The sequence below is a fragment of the Mycobacterium sp. NPDC006124 genome (genome assembly GCF_040614235.1).
In the GTDB taxonomy this organism is placed as follows: domain Bacteria; phylum Actinomycetota; class Actinomycetes; order Mycobacteriales; family Mycobacteriaceae; genus Mycobacterium.
The window spans coordinates 234,787-255,865 of sequence record NZ_JBEXUA010000001.1; the positions used below are offsets into that span (position 1 = coordinate 234,787).

Annotated in this window: 19 protein-coding genes; 16 read left to right on the forward strand and 3 right to left on the reverse strand. The window is 68.4% G+C overall.

The genetic code is table 11. The annotated features are described in order from the left end of the window. Positions 1–28 precede the first annotated feature (28 nt). Positions 29–1,138 carry a multiple monosaccharide ABC transporter substrate-binding protein gene (gene chvE, locus ABZ195_RS01145; protein WP_355214091.1) on the reverse strand — a complete coding sequence of 370 codons (1,110 nt, stop codon included), beginning with the start codon at positions 1,136–1,138 and terminating at the stop codon, positions 29–31. Positions 1,139–1,420: 282 nt separating this feature from the next. Here chvE and ABZ195_RS01150 point away from each other — a divergent pair, with 282 nt between their 5' ends. From ABZ195_RS01150 to ABZ195_RS01220, 15 genes are all read left to right on the forward strand, one after another. Next, the gene (locus ABZ195_RS01150) at positions 1,421–2,407 is read left to right on the forward strand and encodes an ABC transporter substrate-binding protein (protein WP_355214093.1); all 987 of its coding nucleotides are present in this window, start codon (positions 1,421–1,423) and stop codon (positions 2,405–2,407) included. 96 nt (positions 2,408–2,503) lie between these two features. Beyond that, positions 2,504–4,042: a sugar ABC transporter ATP-binding protein gene (locus tag ABZ195_RS01155; protein WP_355214095.1), complete on the forward strand. Its 1,539-nt coding sequence runs from the start codon at positions 2,504–2,506 to the stop codon at positions 4,040–4,042. Further along, positions 4,039–5,127, forward strand: a complete 1,089-nt coding sequence (locus tag ABZ195_RS01160) for an ABC transporter permease (RefSeq protein WP_355214097.1) — start codon at positions 4,039–4,041, stop codon at positions 5,125–5,127. The genes ABZ195_RS01155 and ABZ195_RS01160 overlap by 4 nt, the downstream gene beginning before the upstream one ends. Positions 5,128–5,134: 7 nt before the next feature. Beyond that, on the forward strand, positions 5,135–6,136 hold the full coding sequence (locus ABZ195_RS01165; RefSeq protein ID WP_355214099.1) for a sugar ABC transporter permease YjfF: 1,002 nt from the start codon (positions 5,135–5,137) through the stop codon (positions 6,134–6,136). After that, positions 6,133–7,161 (forward strand): LacI family DNA-binding transcriptional regulator, encoded by a 1,029-nt coding sequence (locus ABZ195_RS01170; RefSeq protein WP_355214101.1) that lies wholly within the window; start codon positions 6,133–6,135, stop codon positions 7,159–7,161. The genes ABZ195_RS01165 and ABZ195_RS01170 overlap by 4 nt, the downstream gene beginning before the upstream one ends. After that, positions 7,158–8,849, forward strand: a complete 1,692-nt coding sequence (araB, locus tag ABZ195_RS01175; RefSeq protein WP_355214103.1) for a ribulokinase — start codon at positions 7,158–7,160, stop codon at positions 8,847–8,849. Before ABZ195_RS01170 ends, araB begins: the two co-directional genes overlap by 4 nt. After that, positions 8,846–9,559: an L-ribulose-5-phosphate 4-epimerase gene (locus ABZ195_RS01180; protein ID WP_355214105.1), complete on the forward strand. Its 714-nt coding sequence runs from the start codon at positions 8,846–8,848 to the stop codon at positions 9,557–9,559. The genes araB and ABZ195_RS01180 overlap by 4 nt, the downstream gene beginning before the upstream one ends. Further along, positions 9,556–11,067, forward strand: coding sequence for an L-arabinose isomerase (gene araA, locus ABZ195_RS01185; RefSeq protein ID WP_355214107.1), 1,512 nt, complete (start codon positions 9,556–9,558; stop codon positions 11,065–11,067). Before ABZ195_RS01180 ends, araA begins: the two co-directional genes overlap by 4 nt. A 13-nt stretch (positions 11,068–11,080) precedes the next feature. Next, positions 11,081–12,094, forward strand: a complete 1,014-nt coding sequence (locus tag ABZ195_RS01190; RefSeq protein ID WP_355214109.1) for a zinc-binding dehydrogenase — start codon at positions 11,081–11,083, stop codon at positions 12,092–12,094. Positions 12,095–12,188: 94 nt separating this feature from the next. Beyond that, positions 12,189–12,866 carry a TetR/AcrR family transcriptional regulator gene (locus tag ABZ195_RS01195; protein WP_355214111.1) on the forward strand — a complete coding sequence of 226 codons (678 nt, stop codon included), beginning with the start codon at positions 12,189–12,191 and terminating at the stop codon, positions 12,864–12,866. 134 nt (positions 12,867–13,000) lie between these two features. Beyond that, positions 13,001–13,843, forward strand: coding sequence for an ABC transporter substrate-binding protein (locus ABZ195_RS01200; protein WP_355214113.1), 843 nt, complete (start codon positions 13,001–13,003; stop codon positions 13,841–13,843). A 3-nt stretch (positions 13,844–13,846) separates the two neighbouring features. After that, on the forward strand, positions 13,847–14,638 hold the full coding sequence (locus ABZ195_RS01205; RefSeq protein WP_355214115.1) for an amino acid ABC transporter permease: 792 nt from the start codon (positions 13,847–13,849) through the stop codon (positions 14,636–14,638). Positions 14,639–14,699: 61 nt separating this feature from the next. After that, a complete protein-coding gene (locus tag ABZ195_RS01210; protein ID WP_355214895.1) occupies positions 14,700–15,416 on the forward strand; it encodes an amino acid ABC transporter ATP-binding protein in 717 nt (238 codons plus the stop codon). Between the two features lie 51 nt (positions 15,417–15,467). Further along, complete coding sequence (locus tag ABZ195_RS01215) at positions 15,468–17,054, forward strand: gamma-glutamyltransferase (RefSeq protein ID WP_355214117.1); 1,587 nt, start codon at positions 15,468–15,470, stop codon at positions 17,052–17,054. After that, positions 17,055–17,735 (forward strand): YoaK family protein, encoded by a 681-nt coding sequence (locus tag ABZ195_RS01220; RefSeq protein WP_355214119.1) that lies wholly within the window; start codon positions 17,055–17,057, stop codon positions 17,733–17,735. It begins immediately after the preceding gene. Here ABZ195_RS01220 and malQ read toward each other — a convergent pair. Further along, positions 17,728–19,731: a 4-alpha-glucanotransferase gene (malQ, locus tag ABZ195_RS01225; RefSeq protein WP_355214121.1), complete on the reverse strand. Its 2,004-nt coding sequence runs from the start codon at positions 19,729–19,731 to the stop codon at positions 17,728–17,730. The two genes, ABZ195_RS01220 and malQ, sit on opposite strands and share 8 nt — an antisense overlap. A 269-nt stretch (positions 19,732–20,000) precedes the next feature. Between malQ and ABZ195_RS01230 the strand changes: the two genes are divergently transcribed. Beyond that, complete coding sequence (locus ABZ195_RS01230) at positions 20,001–20,285, forward strand: hypothetical protein (protein ID WP_355214123.1); 285 nt, start codon at positions 20,001–20,003, stop codon at positions 20,283–20,285. Positions 20,286–20,295: 10 nt separating this feature from the next. On the opposite strand, the gene ABZ195_RS01235 is transcribed toward ABZ195_RS01230, so the two are convergent. Continuing rightward, positions 20,296–21,036, reverse strand: a complete 741-nt coding sequence (locus tag ABZ195_RS01235) for an SDR family oxidoreductase (protein ID WP_355214124.1) — start codon at positions 21,034–21,036, stop codon at positions 20,296–20,298. Positions 21,037–21,079: the final 43 nt, after the last annotated feature.

A 21,079-nucleotide genomic window follows, 5' to 3' on the forward strand; every position in this document is an offset into this window, starting at 1 on the left:
TCGAGCAGTGGAGCGGTGTCGGAGACCGTCACGCCAGCTGTCCGGCGGTGTAGTAGCCCGAGTCGACCAACACCTTCTGGTAGTTGGTCTTGTCCACGCTGACGGGCTGCAGCAGGAACGAGGGCACGACCTTCACGCCGTTGTCGTAGGTGGTGGTGTCGTTGGTCTCGGGCTTGCCATTGGTGAGCAGCGAATCGGCCATCTGCACGGCCGCCTTGGCGAGCTCACGGGTGTCCTTGAACACCGTCTGCGTCTGCTCGCCGGCGATGATCGACTTCACCGACGCCAGCTCGGCGTCCTGACCGGTGACGATCGGCAGGGGGTTGGTCGGCGTGCCGTAGCCCGCGCTCTTGAGTGCCGAGATGATGCCCAGCGACATGCCGTCGTACGGAGAGAGGACCGCGTCCACCCGTCCGCTGGTGTAGGCCTTGCTCAGCAGGTTGTCCATTCGCGACTGCGCCAGTCCGCCGTCCCAGCGCAGCGTGGCCACCTGGTCGAAGGAGGTCTGGCCGCTCTTGACCACGAGCTTGCCGCTGTCGATGTAGGGCTGCAGAACGCTCATTGCGCCCTTGAAGAAGAACGTCGCGTTGTTGTCGTCGGGCGATCCCGCGAACAACTCGATGTTGAAGGGGCCCTTGCCCTGAGCCAGACCGAGCTTGTCGGCGATGTAGGTGGCCTGCAGGACGCCGACCTTGAAGTTGTCGAACGTCGCGTAGTAGTTGACGTTCTCGGTGCCGCGGATCAACCGGTCGTAGCTGACGACCGGGATCTTGGCGTCGGCGGCGCGCTGCAGCGTGTCGGTCAGCGACGAGCTGTCGATCGGCGCGATGACCAAGACCTTGACGCCCTTGGTGATCATGTTCTCGATCTGGGACACCTGGTTCTGCACGACGTCGTCGCCGTACTGCAGGTCGGTGGCGTAGCCCAGCTTCTTGAACTGCTCGGCCATGTTGTTGCCGTCGGCGACCCAGCGTTCCGACGACTTGGTCGGCATGGCGATGCCGATGGTGCCGGACCGCTGACCGGTGCCGGCCTGCGGCTGATCCGACGTCGTCGACCGGCCGCAGCCCGACAGCGCGGCCACCACGGCCACGATGAGGGTGAGAACCCCCAGTACTCGAACGATGCCCTGACGCATGAATTCCTCCAGACTGAGTGGGTTCGCACCGCGGTCTCACGGGCCGGGGCGGACGCCCATGTGAGCGCTAACATATGGAGTTTGTGACGCCGCTCACGTCTTTGTCAAGCCCGTCGGCGCGTCGATGTGAGCGCTAACAAATCGTTGACACCGTTCGAATGTGAGCGTTAACATCCTGACGGTGTAACGCCGGTCACATTCATCTTCCGCCCCTCCGCGGCACGTGGACCACACGCCGGCAACGTGCCGAGCCCGGCAATCCGAATGATCGAAGGAGTTGTTGTGAAGAGAGTCCTCACCGCGGTGCTGAGCATCGCGACAGTCGGCGTTCTCGCAGCGTGCGGCAGCGGACCGGCGCCATCCGGTGGTTCCGGCGGCGGTGGTGGGGGAGGCCAGATCACCATGGGCTTCTCCCAGGTCGGCGCAGAGAGCGGCTGGCGCACGGCGAACACCACGTCCATCCAGGACGCGGCCAAGGCCGCCGACGTCAACCTCAAGTTCTCCGACGCCAACGGCGAGCAGGAAAACCAGATCTCGGCGATCCGCTCCTTCGTCCAGCAGCGGGTCAGCGTCATCGCCTTCAGCCCGGTGGTGCGCACCGGATGGGACGCGGTCCTGCTCGAGGCCAAGAACGCCGGCATCCCCGTCATCCTCACCGACCGCGCCGTCGACACCCAGGAGAAGGACGTCTACAAGACCTTCCTCGGCGCCGACTTCGTCCAGGAGGGCAAGTGGGCAGGGGAGTGGACGGTGAAGAACTTCGCATCGGCACCCGGCCCGGTGAACATCGTCCAGCTCGAGGGCACGACGGGATCGGACCCGGCGCTGGAGCGCAGCTCCGGATTCGCCGACGCCATCAAGGCCAACCCGAACCTCAAGGTGATCGCCTCCCAGTCGGGTGACTTCACCCGGTCCGGCGGCAAGCAGGTGATGGAGGCGTTCCTCAAGGCCAACCCGAAGATCGACATGGTCTTCGCCCAGAACGACGACATGGGTCTCGGCGCCGTCGAAGCGATCGAGGCCGCCGGTCTCAAGCCCGGTCAGGACATCAAGATCGTCGCGATCGACGCCACCCACGACGGCATGCAGGCCACCGCCGACGGAAAGTTCAACTTCCTCGTCGAGTGCAACCCGCTGCTCGGGCCGCAACTGATGGACATCGCGAAGAAGGTCGTCGCCGGAGAGGCGGTGCCCGCCCGCATCGTGACCCCCGATCAGACCTTCGACCAGCAGCAGGCGAAGGCCGCCCTGCCCGACCGCAAGTACTAGCAGCACACCACGAAGAAGACCGTCGACGCCGCTCGGACGCAGCAGCCCCCCGCAACGCTCCGAGCGGCGTCGACCACCACCGGTAAGGATTCACCGATGACCACACCCCACGCCGGGCCCGCCGCCTCGCCGGTGGTCCGCATGCAGGGCGTCACGATCGACTTCCCGGGTGTGAAGGCGCTCGACGCCGTCGACTTCCGCCTCCTCCCGGGCGAGATCCACGCGCTGATGGGTGAGAACGGGGCCGGCAAGTCGACCCTGATCAAGGTGTTGACCGGTGTGTACGACCCCGATGCGGGCACCATCACCGTGAACGGGGTCGAACAACGGTTCACCGGCCCGCGCCAGGCTCAGGACGCCGGGATCAGCACCGTCTACCAAGAAGTGAACCTCTGCCCGAATCTGACCGTCGCAGAGAACATCCTGCTCGGCCGTGAGCCCCGACGCTTCGGGAGCATCGACTACCGGGCCATGAAGCGCCGCGCCGCCGAACTCCTGGGCCAACTCGATCTGAGCATCGACCCCGGCTCCACCCTGGGCGCGCATCCGATCGCCATCCAGCAGCTCGTCGCCATCGCGCGGGCGACGGCGATCTCCGCGCGGGTCCTGATCCTCGACGAACCGACCTCCAGCCTCGACGCCGACGAGGTCGCCGAACTGTTCCGGGTGATGCGCCGGCTCCGAGACGGCGGCACCGCCATTCTGTTCGTGTCCCACTTCCTCGAACAGGTCTACGCGATCTCGGACCGAATGACGGTGCTGCGCAATGGCCGTCTGGTCGGGGAGTACCCCACCTCCGAATTCGACCGGGTCCAGCTGGTCGCCGCGATGCTCGGTCACGAGCTCGACGTGCTGGAGGAGATCGGTGACAGCAGTTCGGGGAGGGCCTCGGTGTCCGAATCCAGCCAACCGGTGCTGAGCGCCCGCGGCCTTGGCCGCAAGCCCAGGTTGGCGCCGGTCGACCTCGACGTCCACCGTGGCGAAGTGGTTGGCCTGGCGGGCCTGCTGGGATCCGGGCGAACGGAGTTGGCGCGCTTGCTGTTCGGCGCCGATCGCGCAAGCAGTGGCAAGGTATCGGTCAACGGGTCGACCGACGCGATGCGCTCACCGCGCGCCGCCATCGCCAAGGGACTCGCCTTCTCGTCGGAGGATCGCAAGGGCGAGGGCATCATCGGCGACCTCAGCGTGCGCGACAACCTGGTGCTCGCCCTGCAGGCCCGCCGCGGTTTCGCCCGACCGTTGTCGAAGAAGACCAAGGACGACCTCGTGGACCGCTACATGGAGGCGCTCGACATCCGGCCGCGCAACCCTGGCATCCCCGTCAAGAACCTCAGCGGCGGCAATCAGCAGAAGGTTCTGCTCGCGCGCTGGCTCATCACCGAACCGCAGCTGTTCATCCTCGACGAGCCCACGCGCGGGATCGACGTGGGCGCCAAGGCCCAAATCCAGCGACTGGTCACCGATCTCGCCAAGGACGGCATGGGCGTGGTGTTCATCTCCGCCGAACTCGACGAGGTCGCCCGGATCAGCGACCGGATCGCCGTCCTGCGCGACGGCGCGTGTGTCGCGCAGGTCGGCTCGGAACGCACGGTCGGCGAACTCACCGCCCTCATCGCGGCCGGAGGGGACCAATGAGGAAGAAGCTCGCGGCGTCACCCCTGATCTGGCCGGTGCTCGCGCTCGTCGCGCTGCTGGTCGTCAACGTCATCGTGACGCCGAGTTTCCTGAGTGTCCGCGTTCAGGACGGCCACCTGTTTGGCAGCGTCATCGACATCCTGCGCAACGGCGCCCCCACCATGCTGGTGGCGCTCGGGATGACCCTCGTCATCGCCTCGCGGGGCATCGACCTGTCGGTCGGGGCGGTGGTCGCGGTCAGCGGGGCGCTGGCCTGTGCACACATTGCGGCCTCCGACGACCCGGCCGGGGCGGGCACCGTGATCACGGCCATGGGCATCGCCCTCGGCGTCGCCGTCGGTCTCGGCCTGTGGAACGGCATGCTGGTATCGGTGTTCGGCGTTCAGCCCATCATCGCGACCCTGGTGCTGATGACCGCCGGTCGCGGTATCGCACTGCTCATCACCGACGGTCAGATCGTCACCGTCACCAGCGCCCCGTTCAAGATCCTCGGCACCGGTTTCGTCTTCGGGCTGCCGGTGGCGATCCTGGTGAGCCTCAGCGTGTTCGCACTCGTCGGACTGCTGACCAGGCGGACCGCGCTTGGCATGCTGCTGGAATCGGTCGGCATCAACCCCGAGGCCAGCCGGCTCGCCGGCGTGCGCTATCGCACGATCGTCTTCGCCGTCTACGTGTTCTGCGCGCTGTGCGCCGGTGTCGCCGGGTTGATGATCGCCTCCAACATCTCGGCCGCCGACGCCAACAACGCCGGGCTGTGGATCGAGATGGACGCAATCCTTGCGGTGGTGATCGGCGGAACCTCGCTGCTTGGTGGACGTTTCAGCCTGACGGGCACCATCCTGGGGGCGCTCATCATTCAGACGCTGACTACCACGGTCTACACCGCCGGCATCACCCCCGAGACCACGCTGGTGTTCAAGGCGTTGGTGGTGATCGCGGTGTGCCTGCTTCAGGCGCCCAAGTTCCGGGCCCTGGTGTCGCGCCGCCGCAGACGACCGACCGCGCCGACGGGCCACGCCGAGACCGACGTCGTCGCCGGGCAACAGGTGTCGGTGTCGGCACCCACGTCGATGGTTGCGAAGTGAGGGAATCATGAGCGTTCAGACCGCCGACCGGCCACGGTTCGACATCGCCGAGGTCATGCGGCGCATTCGGGGCCGGTATCTCTCGCCGCTCGCGTCGCTGGTGTTGTTCGTGGTGATGTTCACCGCCGTCGTGGCCCGCTACGACTTCGCCAGCCCGACACAGGTGTTCCTGAACCTGTTGGTGGACAACGCCTATCTGATCGTGCTGGCCGTCGGGATGACCTTCGTCATCCTCACCGGCGGCATCGACCTGTCCGTCGGCTCGGTCGTCGCGCTGTCCACCGTCATCCTCGCCACCGCGCTCAAGGCTGGCTGGCCGATGCCGCTGGCCGTCGCCGCGGTGCTGGTGGTCGGACCGGTGCTCGGCCTGATGATGGGCTTGGTCATCGAGTACTTCGACGTTCAGCCCTTCATCGCGACGCTGGCCGGAATGTTCCTGGCCCGCGGCCTCTGCTACGTCATCAGCGTGGACACGCTGCCGATCAAGGATCCGATCCTGCGCCAGTTCGGCCTGAACTACGTCTACCTGTACGAGGACAAGTTCATCCGGTGGACGGTCGTGGCCGCCCTCGCCGTCGTCGCGATCGCGGTCTACGTACTGCACCAAACCCGCTTCGGCAGAACCGTGTACGCCGTCGGTGGCAACCGGCAGTCCGCACAACTGATGGGGCTCAACGCGTCCCGGGCGCGGGTGTCGGTCTATGCGATCAGCGGACTGTGCGCTGCCTTCGCCGGCCTGCTTCTCGGGGTGCAGAAGCTGTCGGGCTACAGCCTCAACGGCATCGGCCTGGAACTCGACGCCATCGCCGCGGCCGTGATCGGTGGCGTGCTGCTGTCTGGCGGCGTGGGCTTCGTGCTCGGCTCGCTGATCGGGGTGCTGGTGCTCGGCACCATCCAAACATTCGTCACCGCAGCCAATCTCGACTCCTACTGGACTCGGATCATGACCGGCGTGCTGCTCCTGGCGTTCGTGTTGGTTCAACGACTGTTGGTGAGGAAGCCCGGATGAGCGCCCACCCCCTGCAACCCGCGACGCCGAAACCGGTGATGGCCGACGTCGCACGCCTCGCCGGTGTCAGTCATCAAACCGTCTCCCGGGTGATCAACGGTTCGCCGAGCATCCGGCCCACGACCAAGGCCCGGGTCGAACAGGCCATCGAGGAACTCGGCTACCGGCCCAACACGGCGGCGCGCGCGTTGGTCACCCGACGGTCGGGCATCATCGGCATCGTCGGCACCAACAGCGCGCTCTACGGGCCGTCGAGCATCCAGCGGTCCGTCCAGGAGGCCGCGCGTGCGGCCGGGTACTTCTCCAGCCTGGTGCCACTCGCCGAGGTGACCGTCGAGGAACTGGCCGGCGCGCTGGACTACCTTGCGCGCCAGGCGGTCGAGGCGATCGTGATGATCGCCGCCCAGGAGGACGCGCTGGCCGTCGTGGCCTCGGCCGACCCCGGTGTTCCGCTGATCGTGGTGGAGGGTGACCTGTCCGGCCGGGGGTTGAGCGTGGGCGTCGACCAGATCGACGGCGCCCGCCAAGCCACCCAGCACCTCATCGACCTGGGCCACCGCGAGATCGACCACGTCCTGGGGCCGTTGAGCTACACCGAGGCCAAGGGCCGCCGCGCCGGCTACGAGGAGGCGATGCGCGGCGCGGGACTCGAGGTGCGCGAGCCCTGGGAGGGTGACTGGACGCCGGCCCGCGGCTACGAGATCGGCCGCGAGATGGCCCGCCGGGCCGAGACCTCCGCGGTGTTCGTGGCCAACGACCAAATGGCGATCGGCGTCTTGCACGCCTTCGCCGAGGCCGGGCTCGTCGTGCCGAGGGACGTCAGCGTCGTCGGATTCGACGACATCCCCGAGGCTGGCTATCTCAACCCGGCGCTGACCACGGTCCGGCAGGACTTCCAGGCCATCGGCCGCCGGGCCATCGACCTCGTCACCGCCACGCTGGACGGGTCGACGACCAACGTCCCACTGCTACCCCCGCAATTGATCGTCCGTCACAGCACGGCTACGTACGAGGAGAACCGATGACGGTCGAGACGACCATCGAGAAAGCCGCCGAAAAGTACACGGTCGGAGTTGATTTCGGCACCCTGTCCGGGCGCGCCGTGGTGGTGCGCGTGAGTGACGGCCACGAACTGGCACAGGCCGAACACGTCTACGCCCACGGCGTGGTCTCCGAGACGCTGCCCGGCGACGACCGTCGACTGCCGCCGCAGTGGGCCCTTCAGGTCCCCGCGGACTACGTCGAGGTGCTGCGCACGGCCGTCCCCGCCGCCGTCGGGAAGGCCGGTGTGGACCCACGCGACGTGATCGGGATCGGCACCGACTTCACCGCCTGCACCATGGTTCCCGTGCTGGCCGACGGCACCCCGCTGTGCGAACTGCCCGCGTACGCCGACCGGCCGCATGCCTATGCCAAGCTGTGGCGCCACCACTCGCCTCAGCCGCAGGCCGATCGCATCAACGCCGTCGCGGCTCGACGCGGCGAGTCCTGGCTACCCCGCTACGGCGGACTCATCTCCAGCGAATGGGAGTTCGCCAAGGCGCTGGAGATCCTGGAGGACGACCCCCAGGTATACGAGACGATGGAACGCTTCGTCGAGGCCGCGGACTGGATCGTGTGGCAGCTGTGCGGCAGCTACGTCCGCAACGCGTGTACCGCCGGCTACAAGGGAATTCGGCAGGACGGTCGCTACCCGTCGGCGGAGTTCCTCGCCGAGCTCAACCCCGACTTCGCCACCTTCGTCACCGACAAGCTCGACCAGCCGATCGGACGACTGGGCGAGTCGGCGGGCACCCTCACCGCAGAGGCGGCGGAGTGGACCGGACTGCCCGAGGGCATCCCGGTGGCCGTCGGCAACGTCGACGCGCACGTGACGGTGGCGGCGGCCGACGCCCTAGACGACGGTCAGCTGGTGGCGATCATCGGCACGTCGACCTGCCACGTGATGAACTCCGACGTGCTTCGCGACGTGCCGGGTATGTGCGGTGCGGTGGACGGTGGAATCCTGGAGGGCAGTTGGGGTTACGAGGCCGGGCAATCCGGTGTCGGTGACATCTTCGCCTGGTTCATCAAGAACTGCGTGCCCGAGCGCTACGAGATCGAGGCCCGCAACCGTGGCCAGTCGCTGCACGAGCACCTGACCGAACTGGCCAGCGCACAGCGCATCGGCGAACATGGACTGGTCGCCCTGGACTGGCACAGCGGCAACCGCTCGGTGCTGGTCGACCATGAACTGTCCGGCGTGATCGTCGGACAGACGCTGGAGACCACCTGCGTGGATTCCTACCGAGCCCTGTTGGAGGCCACTGCCTTTGGGACGCGCATGATCGTCGAGACCTTCGTCGACTGCGGCGTTGCGGTGACGGAGCTGGTGGTTGCCGGCGGCCTGCTGAAGAACCACCTGATGATGCAGATCTACGCCGACGTCGTCGGTTTGCCGCTCTCGACGGTGCCGTCGACGCAGGCACCCGCGCTGGGTTCGGCGATCCACGCCGCCACCGCCGCGGGCGCGTTCCCCGACGTCCGTGCCGCCGCCAAGCAGATGGGTAGACGAGTGCGAAACGCCTACACCCCGATTCCGGAGAACAAGGAACTCTACGACCAGCTGTACCGCGAGTACGTCACGCTCTACGACTGGTTTGGCCGGGGCAACGACATGATGCGCCGGCTGCGTCGCATCGGATCGCTCGAGACCGTGGGGGCGTCGCGATGACCGTCACCACCGAGACCAACCGCGTCATCGCCCAATTGCGCCGCGAGGTCTGCGATCTGCACGCCCAGCTGACCCGCTACGACCTCGTCATCTGGACCGCGGGCAACGTCTCCGCCCGCGTCCCGGACAGTGACCTGATGGTCATCAAGCCCTCGGGTGCGGACTACGAGTCCATGACCGCCGACGACATGGTGGTGTGCGACCTGTACGGCAACCTCGTCGACGGCGAGCTCAACCCGTCCTCGGACACCGCGGCGCACGCCTACGTGTACCGGCACATGCCCGAGGTGAGCGGCGTCGTCCACACCCACTCCACCTACGCCACCGCGTGGGCGGCCCGCGGCGAGCCGATCCCGTGCGTGCTGACGATGATCGCCGACGAGTTCGGCGGCGATGTGCCGGTGGGTCCGTTCGCCCTCATCGGTGACGACTCGATCGGTCGCGGCATCGTGGAGACGTTGCGGGACAGCAGGTCTCCGGCCGTATTGATGCACAGCCACGGTCCGTTCACCATCGGCCGCACGCCACGCGACGCGGTGAAGGCTGCCGTCATGGTGGAGGACGTGGCCCGCACCGTGCACATCAGCCGCCAGCTGGGCACCACCTCACGCATCGACGCCGCCAACGTGACCGCCCTGTGGGAGCGGTATCAGAACGTCTACGGCCAGGCCGACCAACCATCCACGACCACTCAGGAGAACCAGCGATGATCGCGTCCCGACTCGTCACCAGCCAGGTGTGGCTGATCACGGGCAGCCAGTCCCTCTACGGACCCGACATCCTCGATCAGGTCGCCGATCAGTCGCGCCAGATCGCCGATCAACTCGACGGCAGCTCCGAGATCCCGGTCGAGGTGCGCTGGATGCCCGTCGTCACGACCTCCGATGCCATCGCCCAGATCCTCGCCGAGGCCAACGCCTCCGAGGAGTGCATCGGCGTGATCGCGTGGATGCACACCTTCTCGCCGGCGAAGATGTGGATCCGCGGCCTCAAGACGTTGCGCAAGCCGCTACTGCACCTGCACACCCAATTTGGGGTCGAATTGCCCTGGCAGAGCCTCGACATGGACTTCATGAACCTGAACCAGGCCGCCCACGGCGACCGCGAGTTCGGCTACATCCAGACGCGACTGTCGACCCCGCGCAAGACCGTGGCCGGACACGTCAGCCACCCGGCCACCCGCCGGCGGATCGGCACCTGGGTGCGTGCGGCGCTGGGCCGTGCCGAGCTGTCGACGATGAAGGTCGCGCGCTTCGGGGACAACATGCGCGGCGTCGCGGTGACCGAGGGCGACAAGGTGGAGGCCGAGGCACACTTCGGCGCCTCGATCGACGCCTACGGTGTCAACGACCTGGTCGAGTACGTCGAGCGGGTCCGCCCCGCCGACGTGGACAAGCTGGTCCGGGAGTACGAGGGCACCTATGCGGTGGCCGCCGAACTGTTGCCAGGGGGCGACCGGCACGCCTCCCTGCGGCACGGCGCCCAAATCGAGCTCGGATTGCGAAAGTTCCTTCAGGATGGCGACTTCCACGCCTTCACCACCAACTTCGAGGATCTTGGCGGGCTGCGCCAGCTGCCCGGGCTGGCCGTACAGCGCCTGATGGCCGACGGCTACGGGTTCGGTGGCGAGGGCGACTGGAAGACCTCGATGATGTTGCGCACCGTGAAGGTGATGGCCGAGGGACTGCCCGGCGGCACGTCGTTCATGGAGGACTACACCTACGACCTGACCCCGGGTCGGGAGCGGATCCTGGGCGCCCACATGCTCGAGGTCTGTCCCAGCATCGCGGCCGCCACGCCGACCCTGGAGGTGCACCCGCTGTCGATCGGCGGCCGCGAGGATCCGGTCCGGCTGCGCTTCACCGCGACCCCGTCCGATGCGATCATCCTCGGCATCTGCGACATGGGCTCGCGATTCCGGTTGGTGCTCAACGAGGTACGCGTCGTCGAGCCGACGCAGGACCTGCCGAACCTGCCCGTCGCCTGTGCGGTGTGGGAACCGCTGCCGAACTGGTCGACCTCGGCGGAGGCGTGGCTGATGGCCGGCGCGCCGCACCACACCGTGATGTCCACCGCCGTCGACGCCGAGGCGATCGACGACCTGGCCGCCATGACGGACACCGAACTGCTGGTCATCGACGACGCCACCACGGTGCGCGGCTTCCAACACGAGCTCAAGTGGAACGACGTGTACCACCACGTCGCCGCCGGGCTGTGAGCGTGCGGCCGCGATGATCGCCGCCCGCCTGCACGACGTCGGCGACCTGCGGGTGGCCGAGGAAGCCACCCCCGGCGACGCCCCGGCCGGTTGGTCGCTGGTCGCGGTCACCTCGGTGGGCATCTGCGGGTCGGACCTGCACTGGTTCACCGACGGCGGCATCGGCGAGAACCGCATCGAGCGGCCCGTCGTACCGGGACACGAATTCGCCGCCGTCGCCCTGACCGGACCGCACGCCGGGCGCCGGGTCGCCGTCGACCCGGCGATCGCGTGCCGATCGTGCGAGATGTGCCGGATGGGATATGAGAATCTCTGTCCCACGGTGCAATTCGCCGGACACGGCACCCTGGACGGCGCGATGCAGGAGCAGCTCCTCTGGCCGGATCACCTGCTGCATCCGCTGCCCGACGAGGTCGGCGACGACGCCGGAGCGCTGCTGGAACCGCTCGGCGTCGCGATTCACGCCGTGGCGGTGAGTCATCTGCGACCCGGCGCGGACGTCCTCGTCGTCGGCGCCGGACCAATCGGAGCGTTGACGGTCCAGGTGGCGCGTCGTCAGGGTGCGGCACGGGTCTTCGTCACCGAACCCCTCGAGCACCGCAGGGCGACCGCCCTGCGCAGCGGGGCCGACGCGGTGTTCTCCGACGAACGCGGCGCGCAGGAGGTGCTCGACGCGACCGACGGCCGGGGCGTGGACGTCGTGGTGGAGATCGCGGGAACCGACGCCGCGATCGCCACCGCCGTCGCAGCTGCCCGCCCCGGTGCGCGAATCGCACTGGCGGGCATCCCGTCGCAGGACGACTCGGCGTTTCCCGCGGCGGTCGCCCGGCGCAAGGGGCTGACGTTCGCGATGGTGAGGCGCATGAACGACACCTATCCGCGGGCGATCGCCTTGGCCGCCGACGGTCTGGACCTCGACCAGTTGGTCACCGAACGACACCCGCTGGCCGAGGCGGCCAAGGCCTTCCGGTCGGCCGCGGAGCGACGTGGTGACAAGGTCGTGGTGTCCGTCTCGTCGTCACGGTGACGGGACCGTCGCCGGTTCGACCGATCGCGTTAGGCCACATCGACTTTCGGGTGCGGACCGCGTGCCGGACCCCACGGTGTGTCAGAGTGGGACGGTGAAGTACGGGCAGGATTGGCAGCCGAAGACCGTCGACTGGAACTCGACGAGGGGCCGCATCCTGCTGGCGGCCTCCGTCCTGTTCGCCCAGCGCGGCTACTTCGGTACCTCGACCCGAGACATCGCCGAGGCGGTGGCGATCCGTCAGCCGTCGTTGTTCCATCACTTCCAGGCCAAGCACGAGGTGTTCCGCGCCCTCGTCGAGATGGATCTCGGTCCCTCCATCGCCAGGATGAACGAGCGTCTCGGTGAGCAGTCCACGTGGGCCGAGAAACTGCACTTCGCCATCGCATGCGACGTCCGCGAGATCCTGGCGCAACCGTTCGACGCGCGCGGGTTGTATCAGGACGCGGTGCTCGCACTCGACGAATTCGCCGCCGAGCGGGAGGGCATCGCGCTGTTCCACGAGCAGCTGGAGAGAGTGGTCGACGGTGGTTGCGAGGCCGGTGAGTTCGTGACGTTCGAGCCGAGCTTCGTCCAGCGGGCGATCAACGGCGTGCTGTTCGAGACCCTGCGTGAACAGGGTGGACCGTCTGGACGGATGCGGCAGGAGCGGCCGCTGCAGGCGGCGGACTTCGTGCTGCGGTCGCTGTTGGCCGACCAGTCGCGGTTGCCGACCCTGCAAGAGGTGACGCGGACGCGCCTACATGCCCTCGAGGTCGCGGCCGCCCGCTGAGCGTCCGCGCCGTCCTCGTGACGGCCAGGTTAAACATTCGACGTAGGGGTCGCGCTTCGGCCGATGCTGCCCTATCGTTCGATAGGCCAGCTGGTGACCGACGTCACCCGCAGGCGCCGACCCTGGGAGGAAATGTGAAGAGAGCGCTCATCGCCGTCATGGCAGCAGCGGCCCTGCCGCTGGTCGCCTGTTCGTCGTCGAAGACCGCCGCGCCGGAGCCGAGCGGCCCGGCGAAGGTGGCACCTCCGGCGATCCTGCAGGCCGGCACGCTGAAGGTCTGTGCGCCCAACGACGGCACGCCACCCAACGTCTACCACGACGAATCGGGCGAACTCGTCGGCAGTGAAGTGGACCTGGGCAAGGCGCTGGCCGCCGAGATGGGACTCAAGTCCGACTTCGTGCAGTCCTCGTTCGCCACCGTGATCCCCACCCTGCAGGCCAAGCAGTGCGACGTCATCATGGCGCAGCTCTACATCAAGCCCGAGCGAGAGAAGGTCGTCGACTTCGTGCCCTACGTGAAGTCCGGCACCGGTATCGCGGTCTCGGAGAACGAGCCTGCCGACGTCACGGGTCTCGACGACAGCCTCTGCGGCAAGAAGGTCATGGTCGCCGTGGCGACGACGGCGGAGTCTCTGGCCATGGAGCAATCCGACAAGTGCACCGGGGCAGGCAAACCCGCGGTCGACGTCAACCGCAGCAACCAGGCCGACGTGTCGCTGCAGCAACTGCAAAACGGTCAGGTCGACGCCTTCATGGACACCGCCGAGACCCTCGGCTACTACGAGACCAAGACCGGCGCCAAGATCAAGACGATCGGACAGCCGTTCGGCACCATCGACATCGGGGCGGCCACGCGCAAGGACGACACGCAACTCCACGACGCCATCGCCACGGCCCTGGCGGCGCTGCAAGGCAACGGCACCTACGACAAGATCCTCGGCGAGTGGGGCATGTCGGACCTGAGCATCAAGAAGTAGCTCGTGGAATTCGACTGGCAATTCTTCTGGAAGTCGCTGTTCACCCCCAGCGACACGTTCCTCGACGGGCTGGCGCTGACCATCGGGATCTCCCTGGTGGCAATGGTGTTGGCGATTCTGCTCGGCCTGGTGATCGCGCTGATGCGGCGTTCGTCGTTCGCCGTGGTGCGTGGGGTCGCCAGCGTCTACATCTGGGTCATCCGGGGGACACCGCTGCTCGTGCAACTGGTGATCATCTACACCGGATTCGCCGCCGTCGGCATCTACCAGTTCAACGACGTCTCCTTCCTCGGGTTGTCGTTGAAGGCCGCCGTACAGGCCGCCGTCATCGGGCTGATGGTCAACGAGAGCGCCTACATCGCCGAAATCGTCAGAGCCGGATTGGATTCGGTGCCCAAGGGTCAGTTCGAAGCTGCGGCCTCGTTGGGCATGACACCCGGCCGCCTGATGCGTTGGATCATCGTGCCGCAATCGTTGCGGGTGATGGTTCCGCCGCTGGGCAACTCGTTCAACGGCATGATGAAGACCACCTCGGTGCTGTCGGTGATCGGCGTCAGCGAAATGTTCCTCGTCACGCAGTCGATCAGCTCCGCGACGTTCCACACCTTCGAGATCTTCATCGTGGCGGCGATCTACTACCTTGCGCTGACCACGATCTGGACCTTCATCCAGGCCTGGATCGAGAACCGGCTGGCCCGCCAGCTCGGCATCGAACAGCGCGTCCCCATCACCTCGCGACTGCTCGGTGCGCGGCGTGCGGCGGCCGCCACCCCGACGCTGCAACCCCATGGATGACTCAGGAGAAGCGATGACCGGCACCACCGAACCGATCGTCTCGGTGCGCAACGCCTGCTGCATGCTCGGCGGCAAGCGGGTGCTCGACGAGGTCAACCTCGACGTCGAGCGCGGCCAGGTCGTGGTGCTGATCGGACCGTCCGGCGCGGGAAAGACCACGCTGCTGCGCTCGATCAACCACCTCGAGGAGCTCTCCAGTGGTGAGGTACTCGTGGGAGGCGTGTCCATCGCCCACGGCGCGCAGGGCAAGAAGATCGGCACCACCGAGCTCGCCCGCCGACGTCGTGAGATCGGCTTCGTCTTCCAGCACTTCAACCTGTTCCCGCACATGACCGCGTGCGAGAACGTTTGGAACGCGCCGGTGCGCGTGCTCGGCCAGTCCAAGGACGAGGCGCGCACGAACGCATTGGCGCTCCTGGACCGAGTTGGCCTGGCGGACAAGGCCGATTCGCGGCCGAGCCAGCTCTCCGGCGGCCAGCAGCAGCGCGTCGCGATCGCCCGTGCGCTGGCGATGCGGCCGAAGGTGATGCTGTTCGACGAGCCGACGAGTGCACTCGACGTCGAGATGGTCGGCGAGGTCCTCGAGGTCATGCGCGAACTCGCCCGCGAACAGATGACCATGGTGGTGGTGACCCACGAGATGCGCTTCGCCCGCGACGCCGCCGATCGCATCATCGTGATGGACGCCGGGCGCATCATCGAAGACGCCCCACCCGACGAGCTGTTCGCGCATCCGAAGAGTGAACGCACCAAGACGTTCCTGTCGACCATCCACTGACCGGTCGGCCCCGGTCCACCCCGTCACCCTTCACCAGAGAGGACGTCCGTCGTGCCCGCTTCCCCCACGTCGTTCACCGGTGCCGTCGCCACCCCGCACACCCTCGCGACCGACGCGGCGACCGACGCGCTTCGAGACGGGGGCAGCGCGATCGACGCGGCCATCGCCGCAGCCGCCGTTCTGACCGTGGTGTACCCGCACAACGTCGCCCTCGGCGGTGACCTGATCGCGTTGGTGCGCAGTCCCGACGGCACCGTCACGTGCGTCAACTCCTCGGGGTGGGCCGGTGCGGCGGCCGACGCCGACGCGATGCGCGCCAAGCACGGCGCCGAGCTGCCCGCCCGCGGTGCCGACACCGTCACGGTGCCCGGCGGGGTGCGAGGCTGGGAGACGTTGCACGGCATGGGAAGTCGCCTGCCGTGGCAGCGGCTGATGCAACCCGCCCGCCACGCCGCCCACATCGGAGTGCCGATCGCGGAGTCCCTCGGTGCGCACCTCGCGGATCCCGAGAACGCCGATCTGACCGATCATCAGGACTTCGACCGGCTCTTTCGTCCGGGCGGGCGCCTGCTGCGGACCGGCGACGACTTGCGCCAACCGGCCCTCGCCGCCACGTTCGCGACCCTCGCCGACGAGGGCCCCGACGCGTTCTACCGCGGTGACCTCGCCGCGACCAGCGTGCGCTACCTGCGCTCGCACGGATCGGTCCTCGAACGCGCCGACTTCGCCGACTTCCGGCCCGAGATCACCCCGCCGGTCTCGGTCGGCTTCCGGGGCCTGACCGTGTCGACGAGTCCGCCGAACACCCACGGCTTCATCATGCTTCGGGCGTTGGCGGCCGTCGAGGAGTTCCACACGGGTTCGCCGCTGCGAGACGACCTCGGCACGCTGATGCGCGCGTTCCACCACGGCAACCGCCTGCGGTCTCGGTATCTGGCGGACCCGCGGGTCGCTTCGGTCGACGTGCGGGCCCTCGTCCACGACGATCTTCGGGCCGCCACCCCGGTCGGCGACGCGGTCGCCGCGCGATCGGTGCCCCGCGGCGACACCGTCGGGGTTGCGGCCGCCGACGGCGACGGGTGGGCGGTCTCGCTGATCCAGAGCGTCTACCACGCCTTCGGATCCGGACTCGTCGACCCCGACACCGGAATCCTGTTCCACGACCGCGGGACCAGCTTCTCGCTGGACGGCGGATCCCCCAACGTGCTGGCTCCGCGCAAGCGACCGCTGCACACGCTGATGCCCGTCATCGTCACCCAGGGCGGCGAACTGCGCCAGGTGCTCTCGACGATGGGCGGTCAGGGGCAACCCCAGATCCTCACCCAGGTGTTCTTGCGGATGCTCGACGGCGCCACCGCGGCCGACGCCGTCGCGGCGCCGCGCGCCGTGGTGGGTCAGCAGGCGATGGGCTGCACGGACGACTCCGTCGTCGTCGAGGCCGACGTCGACGCCGATGCCGTGGCGTCGCTGCGCGCGTCGTCGTTCGAGACCGTCGAGGTGCCCCGGCACTCGGAGAGTCTGGGGCAGGCCAACGTGGTTCGCATCGGTGCGGGTGGGGAACTGACGGCCGCCGCAGACCCTCGCGCCGACGGCTCGGCAATGGTGGTGCAGTACGCCCGTCACCGTAGGATGCCGTAGGTGCAGACGCGTCCGCTGGTGCGCCGTCATCTGCACGTGTGGCTGATGATGACGCTGACGGTGGTGACCGGGGTCCTCGACGCCGTCGGGTATCTCGGCCTGGACCGCGTCTTCACCGGCAACATGACCGGCAACGTCGTGATCCTCGGCATGGGCATCGCCGCGGAGGAGGGGTTGCCCGTCGCCGGCCCGCTGATCGCCCTGATGGGATACGTCGCCGGGGCCGCCGTCGCGGGCCGGCTGATCCGCGGGCGGCAACGGGGGTGGGGACCCGTCGTCACCGCCACGCTGGGCGTCAACGTCCTGCTTCTCACCGCGGTCGCGACGGCACTGCTGCTGATCCCGGTGAGCGGGCAGTCGGCGGGTGGAATCGCCGCTGCGGCAACGATCGCCGTCGCGATGGGCGCCCAGGCCTCGATGGCCCGCTTCCTGGCGGTGACCGACATGACCACGGTCGTGGTCACCTCGACCATCACCTCCTATGCCAGCGAGACGCTCTTCATGGGCGGGCTGGCCTGGTTCACCCACCGCCGACTGTGGGCGGTCGTCGCGATCTTCGCCGGTGCCCTGCTCGGCGGACTGATGATGAAGCTGCACATCTGCGTTCCCGTCTACGTCGCGGCCTTCGCGACGTTGGTGACCGCGGTGATCGGCCACCGCTTCTGGGAACGCGCTACTTGACCCGAAACACCGAAGCGATCTCGGCGACCCTGGGATCGGCCTGCAACTGCTCGAGGGTCAGCGGCAGCGGCAACCGCCAGTTCGGGTACTCGTCGACGGTTCCCGGCAGGTTGGGCTGTCGTGGCTCACCGACGACGTCGTACGGCGAGACCAGCTTGAGCTGACTGGGGGTCGACGCCAGGAACCGGTGCAGCGCAACGATGATGGTGGCCTCGTCCGGTTCGGGCTCGACGTCCTCGCCCGGCAGCAGTCCCTGCGCCCGCAACATGGCCAGCCACTCGGTCCGTTCGGCGCGGGCGTTCGCCTGCTCGCCCGCGACGTCGTCGAGCAGACCCAGGTCCGCGCGAGCCCGCACGTGCTCGGCCCGCAGGAAACCCGCTGCGGTGGGCAGATCGTGAGTCGAGATGCTCGCAGCGGCGCGCGTCGGCCAATCACCCGGTGCCAGAAGCGGTTCGCCGGGGGCGTCGACGTCCCTGGTGAACCACGACACCGCGCAGCCCAGCATCTCGTTGTCGGCGAGCGCGGCGGTGACCTCGGGTTCCACGGTGCCCAGGTCCTCGCCGACGACGATCGCCGAGGCACGGTGGGCCTCCAGTGCCAGCACCGCGAGCATGACGTCGGCGTCGTAGTGCACGTAGGTCCCGCGGTCGGGACCGTCGCCCGGCGGAATCCACCAGAGGCGCCACAGCCCGGCGACGTGGTCGATGCGCAGCCCGTCGGCGTGGGCCAGCACGGCGCGGAGCATGTCACGCAACGCGGCGTAACCGGTGGCGGCCAACCGATCCGGCCGCCAGGGCGGCAGCCCCCAGTCTTGGCCACGCGGAGTGAAGTTGTCCGGCGGCGCGCCGATGCTCACCCCGGCGGCGAGTACGTCGGCCAGTGCCCAGGCGTCGGCGCCGTCGGCGTCGACGCCCACCGCGAGGTCGTGCAGCATGCCCAGCGACATGCCGGCCTCGGACGCCGCGGCGCGGACGGCGCCCAACTGCTCGGCGCACTGTTGCTGCACCCAGGCGTGGAAGGCGACCCGGGGCGCCAGGTCGCGGCGGGCGTCCGAGACGGCGGCGCCCGCGACGTCGCGCAGCGGTTCGGGCCACTGGCTCCAGCGGCCGCCGTGCCGCTCGGCCAGCGCGCAGTAGGTGGCCCAGTCGCGCAGGCCCGCCGAAATCGTCTCCGATCCGTCGCCGAACGGGTCGGGCCGCCCCTCGGAGCGCCAAAGCAGTTCCAGCGCATCCCGTTTCGCCGCCCACACCAGGTCGTGGTCGACGCGCGGCGTCTTCGCCGACACCCGGAGTGCGTCGACCTCGGCACGGACGTCGTCGGGGGCGCGGTCATAGGCGGGCACGTCGGAGATGCGCAGCGCGAGCGGGTTGGCGAACCGCCGGCTCGACGGGGTGTAGGGCGAGGGTTGCACCGGGTGGGTCGGCCCGGGCGCATGAAGCGGGTTGAGCAGCACCGCGCCGGCGTGGTGCCCACGGGCGGTCCACTCGACGAACTCGCGGAGATCGCCGAGGTCGCCGATGCCCCAAGACCGCTCCGACCTCACGGCGTAGAGCTGGAGCATCCAGCCCCACGTCGGTTGGGCCACAGGCACTTTCGGTGGTGCGGCGACCAGGGTGACCTGCTGACCGTCGCGGGTGTTCAGCTGATACCAGCCGGGAACCAGGTCGGCGGGCAGCTCGTCCTGCACGGCGATTCGCGTGCCGTCCTCGTCGACGAGTTCGACCGCCCCGGGAAGGGGCTGCGGCTCACCGGTCAACCGGACGGCCACCGTGGGGGCCAAGATTCCGGCACGGTCCACCTCCTCCAGGCGCGCCAACTCGGCCTGGCGGGCGGCGTCGGTGCTGGCGTCCACGTCGAGCAGCGAGAGCACCTTGACGACGACGTCGGCGTCGACCTCCACCGGGACGCGCCGCTCGTTGCGGTAGGACGTCGCGACACCGTGGGCCTCGGCGATCCGGCGCAGATCCTCCGACACCGGCGTGGGATCGGCGCTCACGACCGACGATCCGCGGTCGACGGGCGGGGGCACCGGTGGAGACGGCAGCGGGCGGACCGACGGGGAAGGGGCACGGTGGGCTACATACCCACGAAACCGCTGGGTACACCGCCCACGCCGGAGCCGGCGCCGAGGGTCCACACGACCAGCGGTTCGGGCTGATTCGGGATAAGGTCGTCACTGCCCAACGCGTACGTCCTCGCCCGGTTTAGTCGAACAGCCACGAGATGCCGGCGCCTCCGCCTTGCCAGCTGCGAAGGTTCTCACGAGTGAAGGCCACCGACCGTCCGCGAGAGTCCACACTCGCCTGGGACCTCGTCGACCACGTCCACGCTCACCTCACTGCCGAGGAGCGCACCACCGCGTTCGTCGACCTCGGTGTCGGCGATTACTCCCCGGTGTTCCGTCGGGTGCTCGAAGTGGTTGCCCGAGAACGCATCGCGCTGCCCGGCGACATGGTGGAGATGCTGCGAGGCTGGCTCGAGGACTACGACCGACACCGGGACTTCGGCGCCATTCTCGAGCGCGCCGTGGGGGACGCGCCGAGGACCTGACGCGCGGGGTTCAGGCCGTCATCAGGTAGTCGGAACCGCCGACGTAGACGATCCCCGGAGGGCTCGGCATCGTGACGGCACTGACGATGGCCCCGGAGAACTCGTGCACCGTCGGCAGGGTGCCATGCGTGCGGCGGGCCGCAACCGCGTCGGGATCGCGGCGCTGCAGCAGCCGGACGATGATGGTGCCGTCGATCATGTCCCCGGAGACCACGGTGAGCCGCACGCCGGCCCGGCTGAACGCCGAACGCATGGCATAGAGCGCGGTCTCGCCGGCGCGCTTGCTCGCCGCGACTGCCGAGTAGCCCTTGGGCACCGCCTTGTTGGGGAAGAAGTGCGCCTGATGACTGGTGACGAACACGATGCGGCCGTCGACGGGCATCAGCGGCACCGCCAGCTGGGCGAGTCGTCGTTGCGCGTCACGGTTGAGGCGCATGGCGTAGCCGGGGTCGGCTCCCATCTCCAGGCCACCGGAGGCGTTGAGCACCAAGGCGTCCAGACGACCGAAGCGGGCCTCGATCGTCGCCATCATCGCCGTGGCGTCGGCCTCGTCGGAGATGTCGGCGCCCATCGTGGACGCGCGGCCGCCGGCGTCGCGAATGGCCGCGGCGATGCCCTCGGCCCGCGTGGCCTTCTCGCGGTAGTTGACGATGACGTGGGTATCGGGGCTGGCGAGCTGCTGCGCGACCTCCGCGCCGATGCCCCTCGAGGCCCCCGTCACCAAGACGATTCGTTCGGATACGTGGTGCACGTGCGGGTCCTTCCGTCGAGATGATCGCCGGGCGTCGTCGATG